Annotated in this window: 16 protein-coding genes; 12 read left to right on the top strand and 4 right to left on the bottom strand. The window is 47.6% G+C overall.

The genetic code is table 11. The features are described from left to right. The first annotated feature begins 145 nt into the window (after nt 1-145). The gene (locus CEW91_RS02315; protein ID WP_232507009.1) at nt 146-1,780 is read left to right on the top strand and encodes an EAL domain-containing protein; all 1,635 of its coding nucleotides are present in this window, start codon (nt 146-148) and stop codon (nt 1,778-1,780) included. Next, on the top strand, nt 1,780-4,032 hold the full coding sequence (locus CEW91_RS02310) for an EAL domain-containing protein (RefSeq protein WP_088767490.1): 2,253 nt from the start codon (nt 1,780-1,782) through the stop codon (nt 4,030-4,032). Before CEW91_RS02315 ends, CEW91_RS02310 begins: the two co-directional genes overlap by 1 nt. Here the strand turns inward: CEW91_RS02310 and CEW91_RS02305 are convergent. Further along, nucleotides 4,029-4,595 (bottom strand): gamma-glutamylcyclotransferase, encoded by a 567-nt coding sequence (locus CEW91_RS02305; RefSeq protein ID WP_088767489.1) that lies wholly within the window; start codon nt 4,593-4,595, stop codon nt 4,029-4,031. The genes CEW91_RS02310 and CEW91_RS02305 overlap by 4 nt on opposite strands. A gap of 23 nt (nt 4,596-4,618) precedes the next feature. After that, on the bottom strand, nt 4,619-6,169 hold the full coding sequence (locus CEW91_RS12435; protein ID WP_088767488.1) for a methyl-accepting chemotaxis protein: 1,551 nt from the start codon (nt 6,167-6,169) through the stop codon (nt 4,619-4,621). 243 nt (nt 6,170-6,412) lie between these two features. On the opposite strand from CEW91_RS12435, the gene CEW91_RS02295 reads away from it, so the two are divergent. Together CEW91_RS02295 and CEW91_RS02290 are read left to right on the top strand one after the other, a co-directional pair. Continuing rightward, nucleotides 6,413-7,285 (top strand): MBL fold metallo-hydrolase, encoded by an 873-nt coding sequence (locus CEW91_RS02295; RefSeq protein ID WP_088767487.1) that lies wholly within the window; start codon nt 6,413-6,415, stop codon nt 7,283-7,285. A gap of 21 nt (nt 7,286-7,306) precedes the next feature. Further along, complete coding sequence (locus CEW91_RS02290; RefSeq protein ID WP_088767486.1) at nt 7,307-7,801, top strand: Mpo1 family 2-hydroxy fatty acid dioxygenase; 495 nt, start codon at nt 7,307-7,309, stop codon at nt 7,799-7,801. Nucleotides 7,802-7,853: 52 nt separating this feature from the next. On the opposite strand, the gene CEW91_RS02285 is transcribed toward CEW91_RS02290, so the two are convergent. Beyond that, nucleotides 7,854-8,069 carry a hypothetical protein gene (locus tag CEW91_RS02285; RefSeq protein WP_088767485.1) on the bottom strand — a complete coding sequence of 72 codons (216 nt, stop codon included), beginning with the start codon at nt 8,067-8,069 and terminating at the stop codon, nt 7,854-7,856. 177 nt (nt 8,070-8,246) lie between these two features. On the opposite strand from CEW91_RS02285, the gene CEW91_RS02280 reads away from it, so the two are divergent. The 6 genes from CEW91_RS02280 to CEW91_RS02255 all read left to right on the top strand — a co-directional run bounded on the left by CEW91_RS02280 (nt 8,247) and on the right by CEW91_RS02255 (nt 15,121). Further along, nucleotides 8,247-9,071 carry an alpha/beta hydrolase gene (locus tag CEW91_RS02280; protein ID WP_088767484.1) on the top strand — a complete coding sequence of 275 codons (825 nt, stop codon included), beginning with the start codon at nt 8,247-8,249 and terminating at the stop codon, nt 9,069-9,071. Further along, nucleotides 9,068-10,309, top strand: a complete 1,242-nt coding sequence (kynU, locus tag CEW91_RS02275; RefSeq protein WP_088767483.1) for a kynureninase — start codon at nt 9,068-9,070, stop codon at nt 10,307-10,309. The genes CEW91_RS02280 and kynU overlap by 4 nt, the downstream gene beginning before the upstream one ends. A 20-nt stretch (nt 10,310-10,329) precedes the next feature. Next, on the top strand, nt 10,330-11,181 hold the full coding sequence (gene yghU, locus CEW91_RS02270) for a glutathione-dependent disulfide-bond oxidoreductase (RefSeq protein WP_088767482.1): 852 nt from the start codon (nt 10,330-10,332) through the stop codon (nt 11,179-11,181). Between the two features lie 14 nt (nt 11,182-11,195). Then, entirely contained in the window at nt 11,196-11,741 is a 546-nt protein-coding gene (locus tag CEW91_RS02265; RefSeq protein WP_088767481.1) for a DUF3750 domain-containing protein, read from the top strand. A gap of 64 nt (nt 11,742-11,805) precedes the next feature. Further along, nucleotides 11,806-13,989 (top strand): OsmC domain/YcaO domain-containing protein, encoded by a 2,184-nt coding sequence (locus tag CEW91_RS02260; protein WP_088767480.1) that lies wholly within the window; start codon nt 11,806-11,808, stop codon nt 13,987-13,989. Between the two features lie 40 nt (nt 13,990-14,029). Continuing rightward, on the top strand, nt 14,030-15,121 hold the full coding sequence (locus tag CEW91_RS02255; protein WP_088767479.1) for a zinc-binding metallopeptidase family protein: 1,092 nt from the start codon (nt 14,030-14,032) through the stop codon (nt 15,119-15,121). Here the strand turns inward: CEW91_RS02255 and CEW91_RS02250 are convergent. Further along, nucleotides 15,118-15,858 (bottom strand): peptidase, encoded by a 741-nt coding sequence (locus CEW91_RS02250; RefSeq protein ID WP_088767478.1) that lies wholly within the window; start codon nt 15,856-15,858, stop codon nt 15,118-15,120. The two genes, CEW91_RS02255 and CEW91_RS02250, sit on opposite strands and share 4 nt — an antisense overlap. 156 nt (nt 15,859-16,014) lie before the next feature. Between CEW91_RS02250 and CEW91_RS02245 the strand changes: the two genes are divergently transcribed. Next, on the top strand, nt 16,015-17,466 hold the full coding sequence (locus tag CEW91_RS02245) for a circularly permuted type 2 ATP-grasp protein (protein WP_088767477.1): 1,452 nt from the start codon (nt 16,015-16,017) through the stop codon (nt 17,464-17,466). A gap of 2 nt (nt 17,467-17,468) precedes the next feature. After that, a complete protein-coding gene (locus CEW91_RS02240) occupies nt 17,469-18,389 on the top strand; it encodes an alpha-E domain-containing protein (protein WP_088767476.1) in 921 nt (306 codons plus the stop codon). Nucleotides 18,390-18,495: the final 106 nt, after the last annotated feature.

The following is an 18,495-nucleotide window of genomic DNA, read 5'->3' as shown; positions in this document are numbered from 1 at the left end:
GAGTTACGGTTAAACACTTGACATGTCACAATATTAATCACAACCTCAGTATGAATTAACGAGTTAATTTAACACATAAAATAATAAATACATGCCAAAACCGAGTGACCCATACAGCTTTACCAGTTGGTGTCGGGAAAGCTTAGTGAATTTCACAAAAATGAACGCCGAAAAGCAGGTGTTCATTGGCTTTGTATTGGCTATTGTTATTGCCGCCTTAATAAGACTCATTGAAATGACCGGCGGCATCCCCAGCCTATTCGAGCATTTACTCTACTTCCCGTTAGTATTTGCCGGCTTATTACTGGGACCACGTATTGGCGCATTAGCCGGACTTATGTGCGGTTTTCTGTTGAGCCCGCTGTCATTTAGTGACTCGATGATAAGTCCCGACGAAATAGCTGGTGGCTGGATTTTAAGACTGTTAGCTTATACCGCCATAGCGACAATATCTGGCATTGTAGCAGCGGTTGTTCAAGATCTGGTTGCGGCGGAGAAAAGTGCGAAGTTTCAATATCAGGGAACCGAGCTCCCCAACATTAACGCACTGCTCGAACAGTTGAAAAGCATTGGCCAGGAAAGTGATGGTAGTGCCAATGAATTAGTCGATATTTTTAACTTTCGTCTGCAAAATCTCGAAAAAATTCAACAGCAAATTGGTACTGAAAAAGCCAACGAGCTGGTAAAACAAATGGCCATGCAGTTGAAGAAGCTGCTTGGCGACCAACTGCATGTTGGCCAAACCTCGAAAAATGAACTGGTTGGTGTCAGCGCCGATGCCGATGCCAATACCAAGCAGCTACAGCAAAAAGTGGAAAGTTTCTTGTCACAACCGATTGTCGTCGATGGCGTTTCTTATCAAATGGACAGCGCCGCCGGGGTCATGCGGGTATCGAAAGACAAATTAAAAGACGACCATGAAAAAGTATTCGACGAAGCCCAATCGCACGCTTTCAATGCCTTCCAAAAGAATCAACAATTCTCATTTTTAGAACAAAATGACGCTATTGACCAAATTGAGGAAGTGACTTTCTCTCGTCAGTTTAGCGAGGCGATGAAAAACAATGACATACAGCTTTATTATCAGCCACGCTTAAACACCAATACGGGCTACTTCTCAGTGCTGGAGATATCGGCCAAGTGGGTGCACCCAAAACGCGGCGACATGAACCTTGACGAATTCAAGCCGATGATAGAAGAAGCGTCACTCACGCAACAGTTTACCTCGTGGGTTATTCAGCGCACATTCAAAGACCTGCGTACTTGGCAAAAGCAGAAAATCATCGTACGCGTGTCTATCGACATTACTATTAATGATGTTGTTGACCCTATTGTTCTGAACGTTCTGGCGCACGAACTGCAAGAAACTAAATTCCCGGCTCGCAACGTCTATATAGAAGTGTCTGAACGAGCATTAATGTCAATGAATGACAAATCGAAACGTTATTTAGAGCGGCTGCGAAGTGTGGGGTGCAACGTTATTGCCGCTCACTTTGGAGAAGGTCGTTCAACCATTCAGTCGTTATTTGTGTTGCCTGTTGACGCGGTCAAACTCTCTGAAGAGTTGGTGCAAAAAGCGACCTCCCACAGTGACAAGAAACGAGAGCTCGCTTCTATGGTGAAAATGGCACGCTCGCGCGGTCTTACGACCATTGCAACGGGAGTGAATGACCGTGCTAAGCTATTACTATTAAAGCAAATTGGATGCGAGGAATTACAAGGATCCATTCTCAGTAAATCATTGAAGAAATCGGATATACCCTGGGCCCGGATACGATAATGAAAGACGGTAACGAGATTGTAGCAGCTAAGAAGTGGCGCTCCTCATTATGGCGACGCCCGGAATTTCGCTTGATTGTTTGGTACATTCTGGCAGCAATTGCGTGGAAAATTATCGCGCCGGAAATGATTATTCGGCTGCCAATTGAAGACAACACGAAAGAGTTTTTAACCCGTTGGGAGCCCTGGGGCTTCGTCGCACTTTCCATCATTTACCTGTACTTTTTTACCCTGGCATGGGCGTCGCGCCTGCGTAAGTCTCGACAAATACTTCACAACTACTTCCACAATAGCCCAACCGTTCATTATGAACTTCGGGTAGTCGACTCAGATTACCGTGTTTATTGGGTCAGCCCAAACTGCGAGCGAGTCATGGGCTACACAGCTGATGAGGTTAAAGAAACCGGTTGGTGGCTCAGTAATATTCACCCCAAAGATAAAGAGCTGGCGCTGAAAACAGCCTTGCGCGGCTTTGATGAGCCTCAGTTTGTTTATGAGTATCGCTTTCGTCACAAAAGCGGCCACTATGTGTGGGTGCGTGACGAAGTTCGTTGCATTGCTAAAAAGCCACTGAGCTTTCAAGGATCCTGGACCAACATTTCGAATGATCTCATCGAAACGCCGGAAGCCAGCAGAGAAGCCAGCGAGTACTCGACACGTTCAGGGTTTGCGTTGCTTAACGAGAATCGCCGCATTCTCAAAGTCGACTCATTATTTACAGATATTTCCGGTCTGACACAAAAAGACTGTGCAGACACGAAACTAGAAGAATTATTGACGGTGACTGACTTGGATGACATCAGTCAATATTTTCCGTGTAACCGGGCGCTGTTGGTCATTGGCCGCAACGCCGAGCGTAAACGTTATTCGGCTATTCTGAGCATTCGTGAGTTGTCGCCCGATGTCATTGGAAAAACCTATTATGTGGCGACACTGACCGACGTCACCACCATAAAACAGCAACAAAAGCAGCTTCAGCGACTGGCGTTTTTTGACGACTTAACCGGGCTGCCAAATACCAACTCGCTGGCGTTAGATCTTTCCCGACTGTTAGACGAGTTGCCGGATGATCGGCTGGCCGCGGTACTTATTTTAAACCTTGACCACTTTCATCGGGTCAATGACACCTTTGGACATCATGTCGGTGACAAAATACTGCAACGACTGACGCAACGCTTAAAAGACACCGTGCCTTTTGGAACAAAAGTTTATAACTTAGGCGGTGACGAGTTCGCTATCGTTCTAAATCAGGTTGTTGAATATATTGATATAGAAACCATTATACGGCAGCTTCAGCAGTCCTATGAAAGCCCATTTGCCCTGCCTCAGGGTAAACAAGTTAGCCTTTCTGCCAGCATTGGCACCGCCGTTTATCCGTTGGACGGTCATGACGCCAGCAAACTTGTCGCCCGCGCTCAGTTTGCTATGAATTCAGCCAAAGATCAGCAAGCAAGCAATAGCTGCTTTTATACTCAAGAGCTGACCCAATCCAATAGTGACGCCGCATTACTGGAGGAGGATGCTCGCTCAGTTTTGCAGACTGACCAAATACAACTGCTGTATCAGCCTATTTTAACGATGGACGGTCAGGTGGTCGGTGCCGAAGCACTGACCCGCTGGGAACACCCAGAGATGGGAACCCTCTCTCCTCACACTTTCTTACCCCTGTTTGACGCCAATAACATGCTGGATACCTTCGGTATATGGGTGATTGAACAGGTCATTACACAAATTGAACAATGGCACGACGACGGTGTTAAACCGGAAAAAATCGCCATTAATTTAGCGACCGAGCAAATTTCGCCGCTGCTTTATGAAACACTGACCCGACTGACACAAGACAAACCTGAGCTCGTCAGGTTACTGGAGTTTGAGCTGAGCGAAAGCACGCTGCATGAACCTCTTGAACAAACCCTGGATATCATCGACAAGCTTCACAAGCTGGGCGTATCGCTGGTCATTGATCGTTTTGGTAAAGGCCTTGGCAGTATGCTGCATTTGAAAAATATGCCGGTCGAAAAAATCAAAATTGAACGCGAGTTTATTCAGGAGCTGGACACGAACGGACGCTCCGCTCGTATTGTGAAAGCCATGATTGATATGACATCGGCTCTTGGATTAAAAGTGCAGGCCGTGGGTGTCGAGAATGAGACGCAGCTTGAAATGCTTAAAAGCTATGGGTGCCACTATTGGCAGGGCCGTTTATATAAGTTGGCCGAAGTTAGTGACACGGTTTTCGAACCAGAAAATTAACGAAACTGCTTTTTCAGCGCTTGATAAATGTCGTAAACATGCGGGTCATGGACATCCAGCTGTTCGAGCGCCAGCTGCAGTTTGACTAGGTACTCACTGTTTGGTCCGCTGGGTCCTGAGGCGCTACCTATATGCTTAGCCAGCTCTTCACTGCTGGCGGGACCCAGGAATGCCTGATTGTCTTCAGTGGCAATATAAACCAGCCCTTCCTGCTGACTGCCGTCTCGAAAGGTCATGGGTGTCGTGAAACGTAGGTAGCCGTTTTTCTCGCGGTGATCTAAGTGCTCAAAAACGTCCGGCGTTACTTTGTAGGCCATTCCCGTGCACTTCTCTCCCGGCGTTTCTATTAGCGTCAAAACACGACCTGGTGCGTCCGGCGTACCTCGATGATCATGAGAGCCTTGCCAAAAACGTCGTGACCAGCCTTCAATATAAGCCGGCGCACGCTCTAAGTAAGGAAAGTCGACTTTGTAGATCAGCGAGCCATAGCCGAAAAGCCAAACCTCACTGTGGCCACTTAAGTCCTGACGTTGTTTATTAATTGCGATAGTGTCGTGCGACATACAACTCACTTGCCTATTATTACTTACAAAGGTTTATAGCCAATACGGAAGCCACCCCAATGCTTACCATTAACGTAGATAGGCACGGATAAGTCATGCATAACCTCGCCCGTATCTCGCTTATATGTCTGTAACAATAACGCTTGCGTGTGCGCGCCGCAACGTGCGCCGGTTTTATCATTAAACATCCTGCGGGAACGATTACCCACGAGATCCTTTTTAGGGTCTCCCGTTAATGGTTTATTGAATGCATTATTATGTCGCGCTACATAGCCTTTGGGATCCGTCGTTATCGCGTAAACAATATTGTCATGGCGATTCAGTATCGGCTCCTGAATAGAAGGAAGTATATTATCGAAGAGCTCTGTATAGTCTGTTTTATATTTTACTGGATTAGTGCCCGGAACCGACTCGTAATGACGAGAAAACAGCTGACTCTGAGTCACTTCGCCTTGTTCAAGTAATTCCTCTAATCGTTCCTGGATCTGCGTGGCGGCATCTACTGCAGCTTTATAAATAACCCGATGCTCGGCATCCGCATCATTTTCAACCAAGTGAGCAAACAGCTGTTCAGACTGCTCTTCCAGCTGCTCAGCCTGACCACTCAAACCATCAAGCTGCTGGTATTGCTCGGACAGTTCGCTGTTAACGGAGTGCAACAACTCACCATTACGAGAAAGATCCTGTGCATTCTCACTCATTAGTTGAGTAATTTTTTGCAATTGCTGCTCAACCGTTTCGGCTTGCTCTACAATAGTCGCAAGTTGCTCAACAATTCCCGACGTTGTCTCAGACTGCTTTTCAATATGTCGCGATAACCCTTCAATACTCTTCATGGCAGCCGTTGTTTCAGAGTGAATCGCTTCGACTAAATGACTCACTTCTACCGTTGCATCCGAGGTTCTGCCCGCCAGAGTCCGCACTTCATCAGCGACCACCGCAAACCCTCTTCCATGCTCCCCGGCGCGGGCTGACTCTATTGATGCATTAAGTGCCAACAAATTGGTCTGCTCGGCAATGCTGTCGATGACCTGGGTAACCTTTCTAATATCATTCGCTTTTTCCTGTAACCCTTTAACCGCTTCAGCACTTTCTCTGCTGTCGGATACCACCAACTCAAACTCTTGTGTCAGTTGGTTGATTCTATCCCGACCTCCTTGACTGATCTGTTTCGTTTGCTCCGCCGCAACAGCCACTTCCGAAGTGAAAGACTCGATACCCTGTGCTCGCTCACTAACACGAGACGAGTTATCAACACTTTCTTTCAGCCGATCCACAATATCGGCCAGTACATTTTTAAAGCGGCTAATAGCAAAACTCAGTTCTGCCGTAGCAATAGCATTATTGCCTGAATTTTCAGCGAGGTGATTATTACCTTGAACGACTTCTTTGTTTTCGGGAGGTGGGTCATTACGCTGAAAGTAGACAAGATAACCACTGCTCAAACCAATAATTATCGCAACTTGGCTGATTAACTGTAGCCATAGCCACGGAACAAACAAAGTAACCAGTAAACTGATACCCACTGCTGCAGAAGCCATTACCAATAGAGGTTTTACATTCACTGTCGACATTCCCTGAATTCCATAAGTCCCAATAAATTGGGCTTGCCTATGTATAATTATCGACCAGTTTCCAGCAAACTTTGCTTTCGCGCATTACGACCTTGGTCTATTTTACTAGTCAAAGACTGTTGGATTCGTTAGTCATTTGGCTTTAGAGTGTCTACATGGCGTCTATTTTGTACTCATTGCTTTATATTCGCTAACCACTTTAACATTGGTCTTTATTAAGTATTAGGTGAAAAGGTTTTTCATATGTCGTCACAAGTCCCTATCGTCACTCATTTCTTCGATGAGCCAACAAACACCTACAGTTACGTCGTGCAAGACCCTGACTCTAAGCACTGCGCTATTATCGATTCTGTGTTGGACTTTGACTACGCGGCAGGACGCACTAAAACGGAATCTGCTGAGACGATCCTTGCGTTTGTGAAAGAAAAGCAGCTTACCGTCGAGTGGATTTTAGAAACTCACGTTCATGCCGACCATTTGTCAGCAGCACCTTATTTACAACAGAAAACAGGCACCAAGCTGGGCATTGGAGAGCACATTAAAACAGTCCAGGAAACCTTCGGTAAGGCCTTTAATGCAGGGACCGAGTTTGCGCGAGACGGCAGTCAATTTGACCGCCTATTTGCTGACGGTGACACCTTTTCTATTGGTCACCTTGAAGCCCACGTGTTACATACTCCAGGCCATACACCGGCCTGCCTGACCTATGTCATTGGCGATGCCGCTTTTGTCGGCGATACGCTATTTATGCCGGACTACGGGACGGCCCGTTGCGACTTCCCTGGTGGCGATGCCAGAACGTTGTATCAGTCAATTCAAAAGATATTTTCACTTGCGGACGACACCCGGATATTTTTGTGCCATGACTATAAAGCCCCGAACCGTGAATACTATGCTTTTGAAACCACTGTGGGTGAAGAAAAACGCAACAACGTGCACGTCGGCGGCAACACAACTGAAGACGAGTTTGTGAAAATGCGCACTGAGCGCGACAAGACGCTAGATATGCCTCGACTGATTTTGCCTTCGGTACAAGTCAACATGCGCGCAGGCAACATGCCGCCCGCTGAAAGTAACGGTCAGACGTATCTTAAAATCCCTTTGAATCTTTTTTAATCACCCTATGGCACAACACTTATGAAAACCATCGTCGAGCATTTGGCACAATACGCCGCCTATCACCGCAATCGTAAGAATGTGGCAACACATTTAATTGGCATCCCCATGATTGTTGTGGGTATTTTAACACTGCTTTCGCGCCCCGTGCTGCCCATGGAGTTTTTGATTATTACGCCGGCCAGCATCGCTGTTTTTCTGTCGATCATTTTTTATATCCGACTGGATATTCCATTCGGTCTGCTGATGACCGTATTGCTTTGGCTTGCACTAGCTGCCGGGCGCTATTTTGCCGCCATGCCAACAGAACTCTGGCTTAGTTGGGCCATTGGCTTGTTCGTTGTCGGTTGGGTATTCCAGTTTATTGGCCATTACTTCGAAGGTCGCAAACCGGCTTTTGTTGACGACATTATGGGCTTAGCCGTCGGTCCCTTGTTTGTCGTGACCGAAGTTGTATTTATGCTGGGCATGCGAAAAGAGTTAAAAGCCGACGTTGAGCGTAAATTAGAACAATAAAACCGCCAAGGCTGGCTTAATTAGAGTTCAGCCTTGGTTGTTCACTGATGGTTTAATTGCCTTCAGTGTTTGCGCCTTTTTCTTTTCTCGGCGGGTTTACCCAGTAAACTTCAACATTACTCATGCCACTCATTCGAGCCTGACGCTCAACTTTACTCACATACTCACTATCAACTTCATAGCGTGACTGACTCATGCTTTCAGGTTGACTACTACAACCAGTGAGAAAAAGTACTGCAACACTGAGACCAACAAATCCAATGCGCATAATATCCTCCAGAACCGTCTGAACCGCTCATTACTCAGTATAGAATTTGCTCACGTTTTTACCTCAACTAAATATCTTTAGTAATCAATCAACTATTTTGTTGCCCTTAATTTTCTATGCTTGTATGGTTCCCTGAACACCTGAAAGCTTACACAACGACAGTACTGGTACACCCGAATGAAACGACTCATTTTCACCGCTTGTTTAATTATGGCTTTAACCTTCAGCGTATGCGCAGATCCGTTAAGGCAAGTCACGTTTAATGAAGTACTTGAGTTGCCTTCTGATCCCCCAACTCAAACCTATCCGTACGGTTCACAACCGTCGCAGTTTTATCAGTACTGGCCAGCGAAAAACAACGCAATGAAAGCCTCTAATGTCATTTTCATTCACGGCGGCTGTTGGCTTAAAGACTACGGCATTAGACACAGTTATCCATTAAGCACCGCCCTGACGAAAGAAGGTTTCAACCTTTGGTCCGTCGAGTACCGTCGCTTAGGTGAAAAGAATGCAGAGTGGCCTGCCAGTCTCAACGATGTGTTAAACGCCATTGAGAACATACTTCGCCAGACCAACGGCAAGCCAACGGCGGTGATAGGTCATTCCGCAGGCGGACATTTGGCGCTGCTGGCAACATCAAATGATCGTCAATATGCTGAGCAAGTTGACGCCGTTCTAGGTCTGGCCGCAATAACGGATATGCAGGCCTACATAGCTGAGGATGGCAGTTGTAACCAAGCCGCTAAGGCGCTTTTAGAGACAGCCAAGAGTGATTTCAACTTGGCTCAAGCCGACCCGAAGCAACAGACGTTGCATCACAACACCTGGCTGCTGCAAGGCTCTGCCGATAATATAGTTCCCATGGGCCAGGCGGGCGTATTCAGCGTAGATAACGTAAACACCATGATAGTCGATGATGCCGGCCACTTCGACATGATACACCCACAAACAAACGCCTGGGAAGCCATCGTTCAGCGACTGAAAGAAGAGTTGAAACAATGAATTTAACTGATGTAGAACGACTTGATAGCAACGATCCATTGGCACAATATCGTGATGAGTTTGATATTCCCGACAACACCATATACTTAGACGGGAACTCACTCGGCGCCCTGCCAAAACGAGTAAAACAAAGAGTCAGAGAAGTGACAGAACAACAATGGGGAAACGATTTAATTAGCAGCTGGAACCAACACGACTGGGTCAATTTACCACAGCAAGTTGGCGAGAAAATTGCGCCCATTATCGGGGCGGCAGAAGGTCAAGTAATATGCTGCGACTCCATTTCTGTCAACTTATTCAAACTGTTAAGTGCTGCACTTAGCTGTAACGGCACAACCCGCCGCAATAAAGTCATTTCAAGCCATGACAACTTCCCGACAGACTTGTACATAGCGCAAGGTTTACAAGGGCTTTTAGATGAAGCTCGCTGCCAGTTCGTCGACGTTCAGGAAGATCAGCTCTTGGATAGTATTGACGACTCGACCGCGGTCATTATGGTCACCGAAGTGAACTTTCGCAGTGGTAAACGGCTGGACATTAAGTCGTTAACCGAAAGGGCTCATCAGCATGGTGCTCTTATTATTGTTGACCTGGCACACAGCGCCGGTGCTATGCCTGTTTACCTGGATGACTGTCAAGTGGATATGGCCGTTGGCTGCACTTATAAATACCTCAACGGCGGCCCGGGCGCTCCGGCTTTTGTGTACGTCAATAAAGCGCTGAAAGGCAAGCTACAACAACCCATCGCGGGGTGGTTTGGTCATCAAAACCCGTTTGAATTTGACCCACAGTATCAACCTGACAGTGGCATTAAACAGTTTCTCGCTGGTACGCCATCAATTATTTCAATGTCCGCAATCGACGCTGCATTAGAGCTGTTTGATAATCTAGATTTGCAAACCGTGCGTAAAAAGTCAGTAGTATTAACGACCTTGTTTGACGACTTAATCAATCAATACGGTTTAAGTGACCAGCTACAACGGCTTTCTCCGGCGTCAACGGAAGAGCGAGGCAGCCAATTGAGTTACTCGTTCGATTTTGCTTACGAGCTTTGTCAGGCGTTAATAGACAGAGGCGTTATTGCGGACTACCGAGCTCCGCACTTTATTCGCTTTGGCTTTGCGCCCCTTTATAACAGCTATAAAGACGTGTGGAATGCGGTTGAGCAAATACGTGACGTGCTTCATTCCGGGGTCTATAAAGATAACCGCTATGCACAGCGTCAAGCGGTCACTTAAGCGACTATTATGGAGGTAGTATGGGAAACACAGCATCAGAAAACGGCTATCAACCACCTAAAGTGTGGAAGTGGGATCAGGAAAGTGGCGGAAAATTTGCCAATATTAATCGCCCGGAAGCCGGTGCGACCCACGACAAAGAGTTACCCGTCGGTGAGCATCCGCATCAATTGTATTCGCTGGCAACCCCGAACGGACAAAAAGTCACTATCCTATTTGAAGAGCTGTTGGAAAAAGGCATAGATGCCGCCGAATACGACGCCTATATTATCGATATCACTGAGGGTGATCAGTTCAGCAGCGGTTTTGTAGAGATCAATCCAAATTCTAAAATTCCGGCACTGCTCGACAACTCCACAACGCCAGCAACCCGCGTATTCGAGTCAGGCTCAATACTGCTCTATTTAGCGGAAAAGTTTGGAGAGTTTTTACCCAACGAGCCTGCCAAGCGTACCGAGTGCCTAAACTGGCTCTTCTGGCAGATGGGCAGTGCACCTATGTTAGGTGGTGGTTTTGGTCATTTTTATGCCTATGCACCGGAAAAACTGGAGTACCCCATTAATCGCTACACAATGGAAGTAAAACGTCAGCTTGATGTGCTCGACAAGCAACTGGCTGACAACGACTATATTGCCGGCAATGACTACACCATTGCGGATATGGCGATTTTCCCATGGTATGGGGCGCTAGTGTTAAACGAGGTTTACGAGGCCGCCGAATTTTTACAAGCGCATGAGTACGAAAACGTGGTGGCCTGGGCGAAGCGCATCAACGAGCGCCCGGCCGTAAAACGCGGCCGTCGCGTGAATAAAGTGTGGGGCGAAGAAAGCGAACAATTACGCGAGCGCCACAGCGCCAGCGACTTTGAGTAGAGGTTACATTCAGGATGCGTTTTCTAACACAGTTTCTATTGGCCGTTTCGGTTGTGCTGGTCGCTGGCTGCTCGTCGGGCGACTGGCGGGATGCCTCGCGCGAGCCGGCCGGTATAGCGCCGAATCCAGCCGTAGAACAAGAGGCCGTTATTGAGGCTTATGCCGCCGATGCCTTCGGTTGGCGAGGTTGGTTTGCAGTACACACCTGGTTAGCGGTAAAACCTGCCGGCGCTGCTGAATATACCGTGTATGAAGTGGTCGGCTGGGGTGTCGAACATGGTCGCCCTGCTCTGCGGGTTTATCAAACAACCACACCGGATCGTTACTGGTACGGTGCTAAACCTGAAAAGCTACTATCGGTTAAGGGTCCGCAAGCCGCCGAAATAATCCCACGCATTAAAGAGTTATCGAGTGCTTACCCATGGGCTAACGAATATGAAGTGTTACCCGGCCCAAACAGCAACACCTTCCCAGCTTGGATAGGCTTGCAGATACCAGAATTAGGGCTGGAGCTTCCCTTTAGTGCTTATGGCAGTGGCTACGCCGATAATGATCAATGACTGAAAGTGTGGGATAATCCCGCACTTTCTCAGCTCTTCTATTTACAAGCGAAAGTCCCTCTCTATGGAAATCAATGTTCGTTTTCTCGAAAACATGCGCCTTGAGGCGAAGTTTGATGACTTCACCGTCATTTCTGACCAACCCATTCGTTATAAAGGCGATGGTTCAGCCCCCGGGCCGTTTGACTATTTCTTAGCGTCATCGGTCATGTGCGCGGCTCACTTTATTCGTCTGTATTGCGATGCGCGCGACATTCCAACCGAGAACATTCGCATTTCCCAAAACAATGTTGTCGACCCGGAAAACCGCTATCAGCAGCTGTTTAAAATTCAGGTGGAACTACCGGCAGACATCGATGAGAAAGACCGCAAAGGCATTATTCGTGCCGCTGAACGCTGCGCGGTTAAGCGGGTTATTGAGAACGAATTGGCGTTTGACGTTGAAGCTGTGGACAGCATCACGCAGGACGCTCAGGCATTACTCACTATTGATCCCAGCGGTGACGAGAAAACCTACATTGAAGGCAAAGACCTGCCCCTAGAAGACACCATTAACAACATGACCAAGCTGCTGGCTGACTTGGGCATGAAAATAGAAGTGGCGTCCTGGCGCAACATTGTCCCGAACGTTTGGTCACTGCATATTCGTGACGCCGCGTCACACATGTGCTTTACCAATGGCAAAGGCGCCAGCAAAGAAAGTGCTTTGTGCTCGGCGTTGGGCGAATTTATTGAGCGCTTAAGCTGCAACTTCTTTTACAACGACCAGTATTTTGGCGAAGAGATTGCTAACGCGGACTTTGTTCATTACCCACAAGAAAAGTGGTTTAAGCCGGGTCCCAACGACGAACTGCCGGCCGAGATACTCGATGAGCGTACGCGAGCGTTTTATGACCCCGAGGGAGAATTACGTGGCTCTCACTTAATTGACACCAATTCAGGACGTGTCGATCGAGGCATTGTGTCACTGCCGTTTGTGCGTCATTCCGATGGCGAAACGATTTATTTTCCGTCAAACCTTATTGAAAACCTGTACTTAAGTAACGGTATGAGCGCCGGCAATACATTGGCCGAAGCCAAAGTGCAGTGCTTGTCAGAAATTTTTGAGCGGGCGGTTAAGAAACAAATTATTGAAGACGAAATTACTCTGCCCGACGTGCCGCAGGAGGTGCTAAATAAATATCCAGGTATCGTCGCAGGCATTAATGCATTGGAAGAGCAAGGCTACCCGGTATTGGTAAAAGACGCCTCGCTTGGCGGACAATTCCCCGTCATGTGTGTGACGCTGATGAACCCACGTACCGGCGGGGTCTTTGCGTCTTTTGGTGCGCATCCAAGTTTTGAAGTCGCGTTAGAACGCAGCCTTACCGAGCTGTTACAAGGGCGCAGCTTTGAAGGGCTGAACGACTTACCACCACCAACCTTTAACTCGATGGCGGTGTCCGAGCCAAACAACTACGTCGAACACTTTATTGACTCATCGGGTGTCGTTTCCTGGCGCTTCTTTAGTGCCAAGTCAGACATTGAATTTGTCGAGTGGGACTTTACAGCTCCGACCAACGAAGAGGAAGCCAACCTATTGTTTGGCATTCTGAACGAACTCGACAAAGAAGCCTACATCATGGTGCACGAAGACTTAGGGGCGCCAGTGTGCCGGATTTTGGTGCCCGATTATTCTGAAGTGTACCCGGTTGAAGATCTCGTCTGGGACAACACCAACATCGCCTTGCAATACCGCGAGGATATTCTGAACCTACACCGCCTGTCAGACGAGCAACTGGAAGATCTCGTCGAGCGCCTAGAAGACAGCCAGCTCGACAACTACATGGACATTATTACCCTTATCGGTATTGAGTTTGATGAAAATACCGAATGGGGACAGCTCACAATTTTAGAGCTTAAATTATTGGTATATCTTGCGCTGCAACGCCACGAAGACGCCCAGGAATACGTTGAAATGTTCCTGCAATATAACGACAACACACCGGAGCGAGTGCTGTTTTATCGGGCGGTGGAAGCCGTACTGGAAATTATTTTGGATGACGAACTAGAGCTGGATGATTATCGCTATAATTTAGGGCGCATGTATGGTGAAGATGTAATTGAAGCGGTTATCGGCTCCGTACAAGGCACCACACGCTTCTACGGCCTGACGCCAACCAATATGCAACTGGAAGGCATCGATCGTCATCTGAAGCTGCTGGACAGCTATAAGAAATTACACAATGCCAGAAAGCTGCTACATTGACAATCAAGTCATTGTGACAATACAAGGGCATTAATAAACGATGCAAACCTTCACATGTCAGTGTGGTAATACTCTGCATTTTGCTAACACCCGTTGTGTCAGCTGTGGGCTAATGCTTGGTTTTATGCCAGATGAAAAAACACTGAGCTCCTTTACCAAACACGATAAAGGGGTTTGGCGTTCCGCAGCCAATGGCAGGCTCTATCGTCAGTGTAAAAATTACTCTGTACAGGATGTATGCAACTGGATGATTCCGGTTGAAGAGCCCGGTGAGTTATGTGTTTCTTGTCAGTTAACCCAGACTATTCCCAACTTAGATCAACCCGATAACAGACGACTTTGGTTCCGTATGGAGAACGCAAAGAGGCGCCTGCTCTATACGCTGTACAAACTTGAATTACCAGTGGTGTCAAAGCAGGAAGACCCGCAACAAGGTCTGGGGTTTGAGTTTCTGGAAGATCAGACGGAAGATGAATACGGCAATGAACTGACGGTTAAAAACTTCGTCACCACGGGTCACAATGCGGGCATTATTACGCTCGACCTAAAAGAGGCTGAGCCCAGCTCAAGAGTGAAAATGCGCGAAGAGATGAACGAGCAGTATCGTACTCTTGTTGGACATTTCCGCCATGAGTCCGGCCATTACTATTGGGATAGGCTGGTACGCAACAGCCACTGGCTAAGTGAATTCCGGGCGCTTTTTGGTGATGAAAGACTGGATTACACCTATGCCCTGCAACACTATTACGAGCAGGGCCCTGCTCCCGAATGGCATAAAGTATGGGTGAGTGCTTATGCCAGCATGCACCCCTGGGAAGACTGGGCGGAAACCTGGGCGCATTATCTGCATATGGTGGATACTCTGGAAACTGCCAGCAATTTTGATTTCAGCGTGTCTTCGCACCAAGTCATTGACCCTTTGCAGCACTTACCGCAAAGTACTGAGGCCAAAAGCGAAGCACGTTTTAACCAGCTGTATAATGACTGGTGCCGGCTGACAGCAGTATTAAATGCGCTCAACCGCAGCATGGGTCTGGATGATGCTTATCCTTTTGTCATCTCCAATATCGCAACCGATAAACTGCGTTTCGTTCACAAGGTTATCAGCGAAGCTCGTAACACTGAGATTTAATCGTCCTTTTCCCAGTCGAATCTAGGTAATCCGGAAAAAGCCTGTCGCAGCCCTTCATTCCATTGCTTCTGCATCGACTTATACATGGGGCTGAACGCACTGTATTTATTGTGCCAGGGCTCTTCAAGACTGTCGCCAGTGTAAATCGCTAATTCAATCGGTAAGCCCACACTGATATTACTGCGCACGGTAGAGTCAAGCGACACCATGGCACAGCGACCGGCATCTTCCAGTGAGGTATTGGGTGTAATAATGCGATCAAGTATTGGCTTGCCGTATTTGTTTTCGCCAATCTGCAAGTACGGGGTATCTTCTGAAGCGCTAATATAATTACCCTGCGGATAAATCATATAGATTTCACAGTCTCTACCTGCAATCTGACCACCCAGAATAAAACTGGCTTCGCCGCTGGCATGACTCTTCTCCAGCGCCGGTGCGTGTTGTTGTTGCTCTTTCTGACTCAAGTTGCCAACGTAACTGGCTACGTCATACAAATGTTTGCCCTTTCGCAGATTAAAGGCCGCGTCAGGATCTTCCAGATCGGAGTTTATCGCGTTAACCACTGCCTGTGAGGTGGCCAGACTGCCCGCTGAGAGCAGTACAACCGTACGCTCACCGGGCCACGAAAACCGATACATTTTACTGTAGGTTGCCACATAATCTACCCCGGCATTTGTGCGCGAATCTGACGCAAACACCAAGCCTTTATTCACTCGGATGGCCAAACAATAGGTCACAAAACACTCCCAACATGTCAGCTATGGCTGTTCTACAAACCCAGCCTAAGTCCACCATATTCTCTATGCAAGAGCAGAGAAAAACAAACAATTTTGTATTTTTTCCAAAGTTATCACTATCTTTATATAAGGTAACGAAACCAAAAGAGGCTGTGCATGACTATTCGCTGGGGAAGCTATAAGGTCACTAATTTGTACGATGAGCTATTACGAGCCGCAGGCAAACCGCGTGAAGCCGCCGATATTTTATGTGGCTATTTACGCAGTCTGACAGATAAAGACCTTGAGGAGTATAAGGTTGCCGCAGATTCAGCCATTCATGTCATGGGCATCAGTTTTCGTGTATATCATGAGGACGAAGGGTCTATCGACAGAGCCTGGCCGTTTGACATTATCCCCCGAATAATCGACAAGCAAGAATGGCTAAAGATAGAAAAAGGGCTGAAACAGCGAGTTAAAGCGCTGAATATGTTTATTGATGATCTTTACAACGATCAAAAAATCGTCAAAGACGGGGTGTTCCCTGCCGATCTACTGAAAAAATCTAAGAATTTCTTACCTCAATGCAAGGGCGTTCATCCACCGTTGGGCATCTGGTCACATATTTGCGGATCGGACTTGGTCCGGGATAGCGACGGTACCGTATATGTTCTGGAAGATAATTTACGGGTTCCTTCCGGTGTCTCTTACATGCTTGAGAACCGCGAAGTAATGAAGCGCGTCTTCCCCGAAATGTTTGAGCAATACAGTATTTTACCGGTGGACGATTACCCTTCTCAGCTTTATGACATGCTATGTGAAATATCTCCGAGAGACATCGAGCAACCAGAAATCGTAATACTGACCCCGGGGATCTACAATTCTGCCTACTTTGAGCACGCCTACCTTGCCCAACAGATGGGCGCAGAGGTGGTCGAGGGAAGCGACTTGTTTGTCGATGACGACGACATTGTCTATATGCGAACCATTGAAGGGCCTGCAAGGGTAGATGTGATTTACCGACGCGTTGATGACCATTTCATCGACCCCGAGGCATTCAACCCGGACTCTCTTCTTGGCGTTCCGGGGCTGATGCGAGCCTGGCAGGCGGGCAATGTGGCGCTGGCCAATGCGCCTGGTTCAGGGGTTGCGGATGATAAGGTCGTGTACGCTTTTGTACCCGATATTATCCGCTACTATCTGAATGAACACCCTATCATTTCTAACGTTCCCACCTATAAATGTATTAATAAAGAAGAACGCGACCATGTCATTGAAAACATACATAACATGGTCGTCAAGCCGGCTAATGAGTCGGGCGGCGCCGGCATGCTAATTGGTCCCCATGCCAGCAAAGCGGAGTGCGAGAAATTCAAGCGCCTGATTCGCCGCGATCCTCGTAACTACGTAGCACAGCCAATGCTGATGCTGTCTACAGCACCAACCTTGATTGATAATAAAGCAGAACCCCGACATTTGGATTTACGTCCTTTTGTCTTAAGCGGTAAAGACATTCAGGTCACCATGGGCGGACTCACTCGGGTGGCAATGCGCAAAGGGTCTATTGTGGTCAACTCATCTCAAGGTGGCGGCAGTAAGGATACCTGGATTGTGGATATGGAGGCTTAATTATGTTGTCACGAGTAGCAAGCAATATATTCTGGATGGCCAGGTACCTGGAGCGGGCTGAGAATACCGCCAGGGTGATAAACGTTAATTCGCACCTGCTAATGGATTTACCTCGAACGGTAAAATTGGGCTGGGAGCCAATTATTGATATTTTGTCGATAAGAGAAGACTTCTATAAACACTATGACGTGTCCGATGAGCGAAGCGTGGTCAAATATATGGTCACCGATAAGAACAACCCTGGCTCTATACTCAACTCGCTTACCTGGGCTCGAGAAAACGCACGTACCATCAGAGAGATCATTCCCCGTGAGAGCTGGGAGCAGATTAATGCTTTGTACCTGTCAGCCGTTCAGAACTGTCAGTCGATCCTTGGACGACGCCACCGTTATGAGTCTCTGAATAGTGTCATCCACTCCAATCAGACCCTCACCGGTATGCTCGCCGGTACGATGACCCACGATGAGGGCTACGCCTTTTTGCGTCTGGGTCGAAACCTTGAACGGGCAGATATGACCACCCGCATCATTGATGTGCGCTCAGCCTCGTTGCTACCTGAACTGGATAATGAGCAATCGGCTTTTGACAATATTCAGTGGATGGGAGTGCTTAAATCCATGTCCGCGTATCAAATGTACCGACGGGAAATGCGCCTGCGTATCAACCGTGCTGATGTGCTTAAGTTTCTGTTGCTGGAATTCCGCTTTCCCCGCTCTTTGGCACATACTTTGGGAGAAGTTAAGACACTTCTGCAGGATCTGCCTCGGCATGACAGCACTATTGTGCCAATTGAGAAGCTGCAATCGCAATTGTTGAAAGCCAAGCCGCAGTCGTTGAAGCAGGATAGCTTGCACAAGTTTATCGATGACATGCAACTGGGTCTTATCGGTATCACAGAGCAAATTAACGAAACGTACTTTTAAAGGAACATGGCTTGGCTTTAGCTCATTCTGCCCGACTTAGCCGGGCAGATGGGCAACGCTTACCAATCAGAAAAGCGCGTTGGTTGAAGCATTCCAAACGCTTGAT

It is taken from the genome of Idiomarina piscisalsi, assembly GCF_002211765.1.
GTDB classification, from domain to species: domain Bacteria; phylum Pseudomonadota; class Gammaproteobacteria; order Enterobacterales; family Alteromonadaceae; genus Idiomarina; species Idiomarina piscisalsi_A.
Note: the sequence above shows the minus strand (reverse complement) of the source record. Positions and strands in the feature narration are given on the sequence as shown.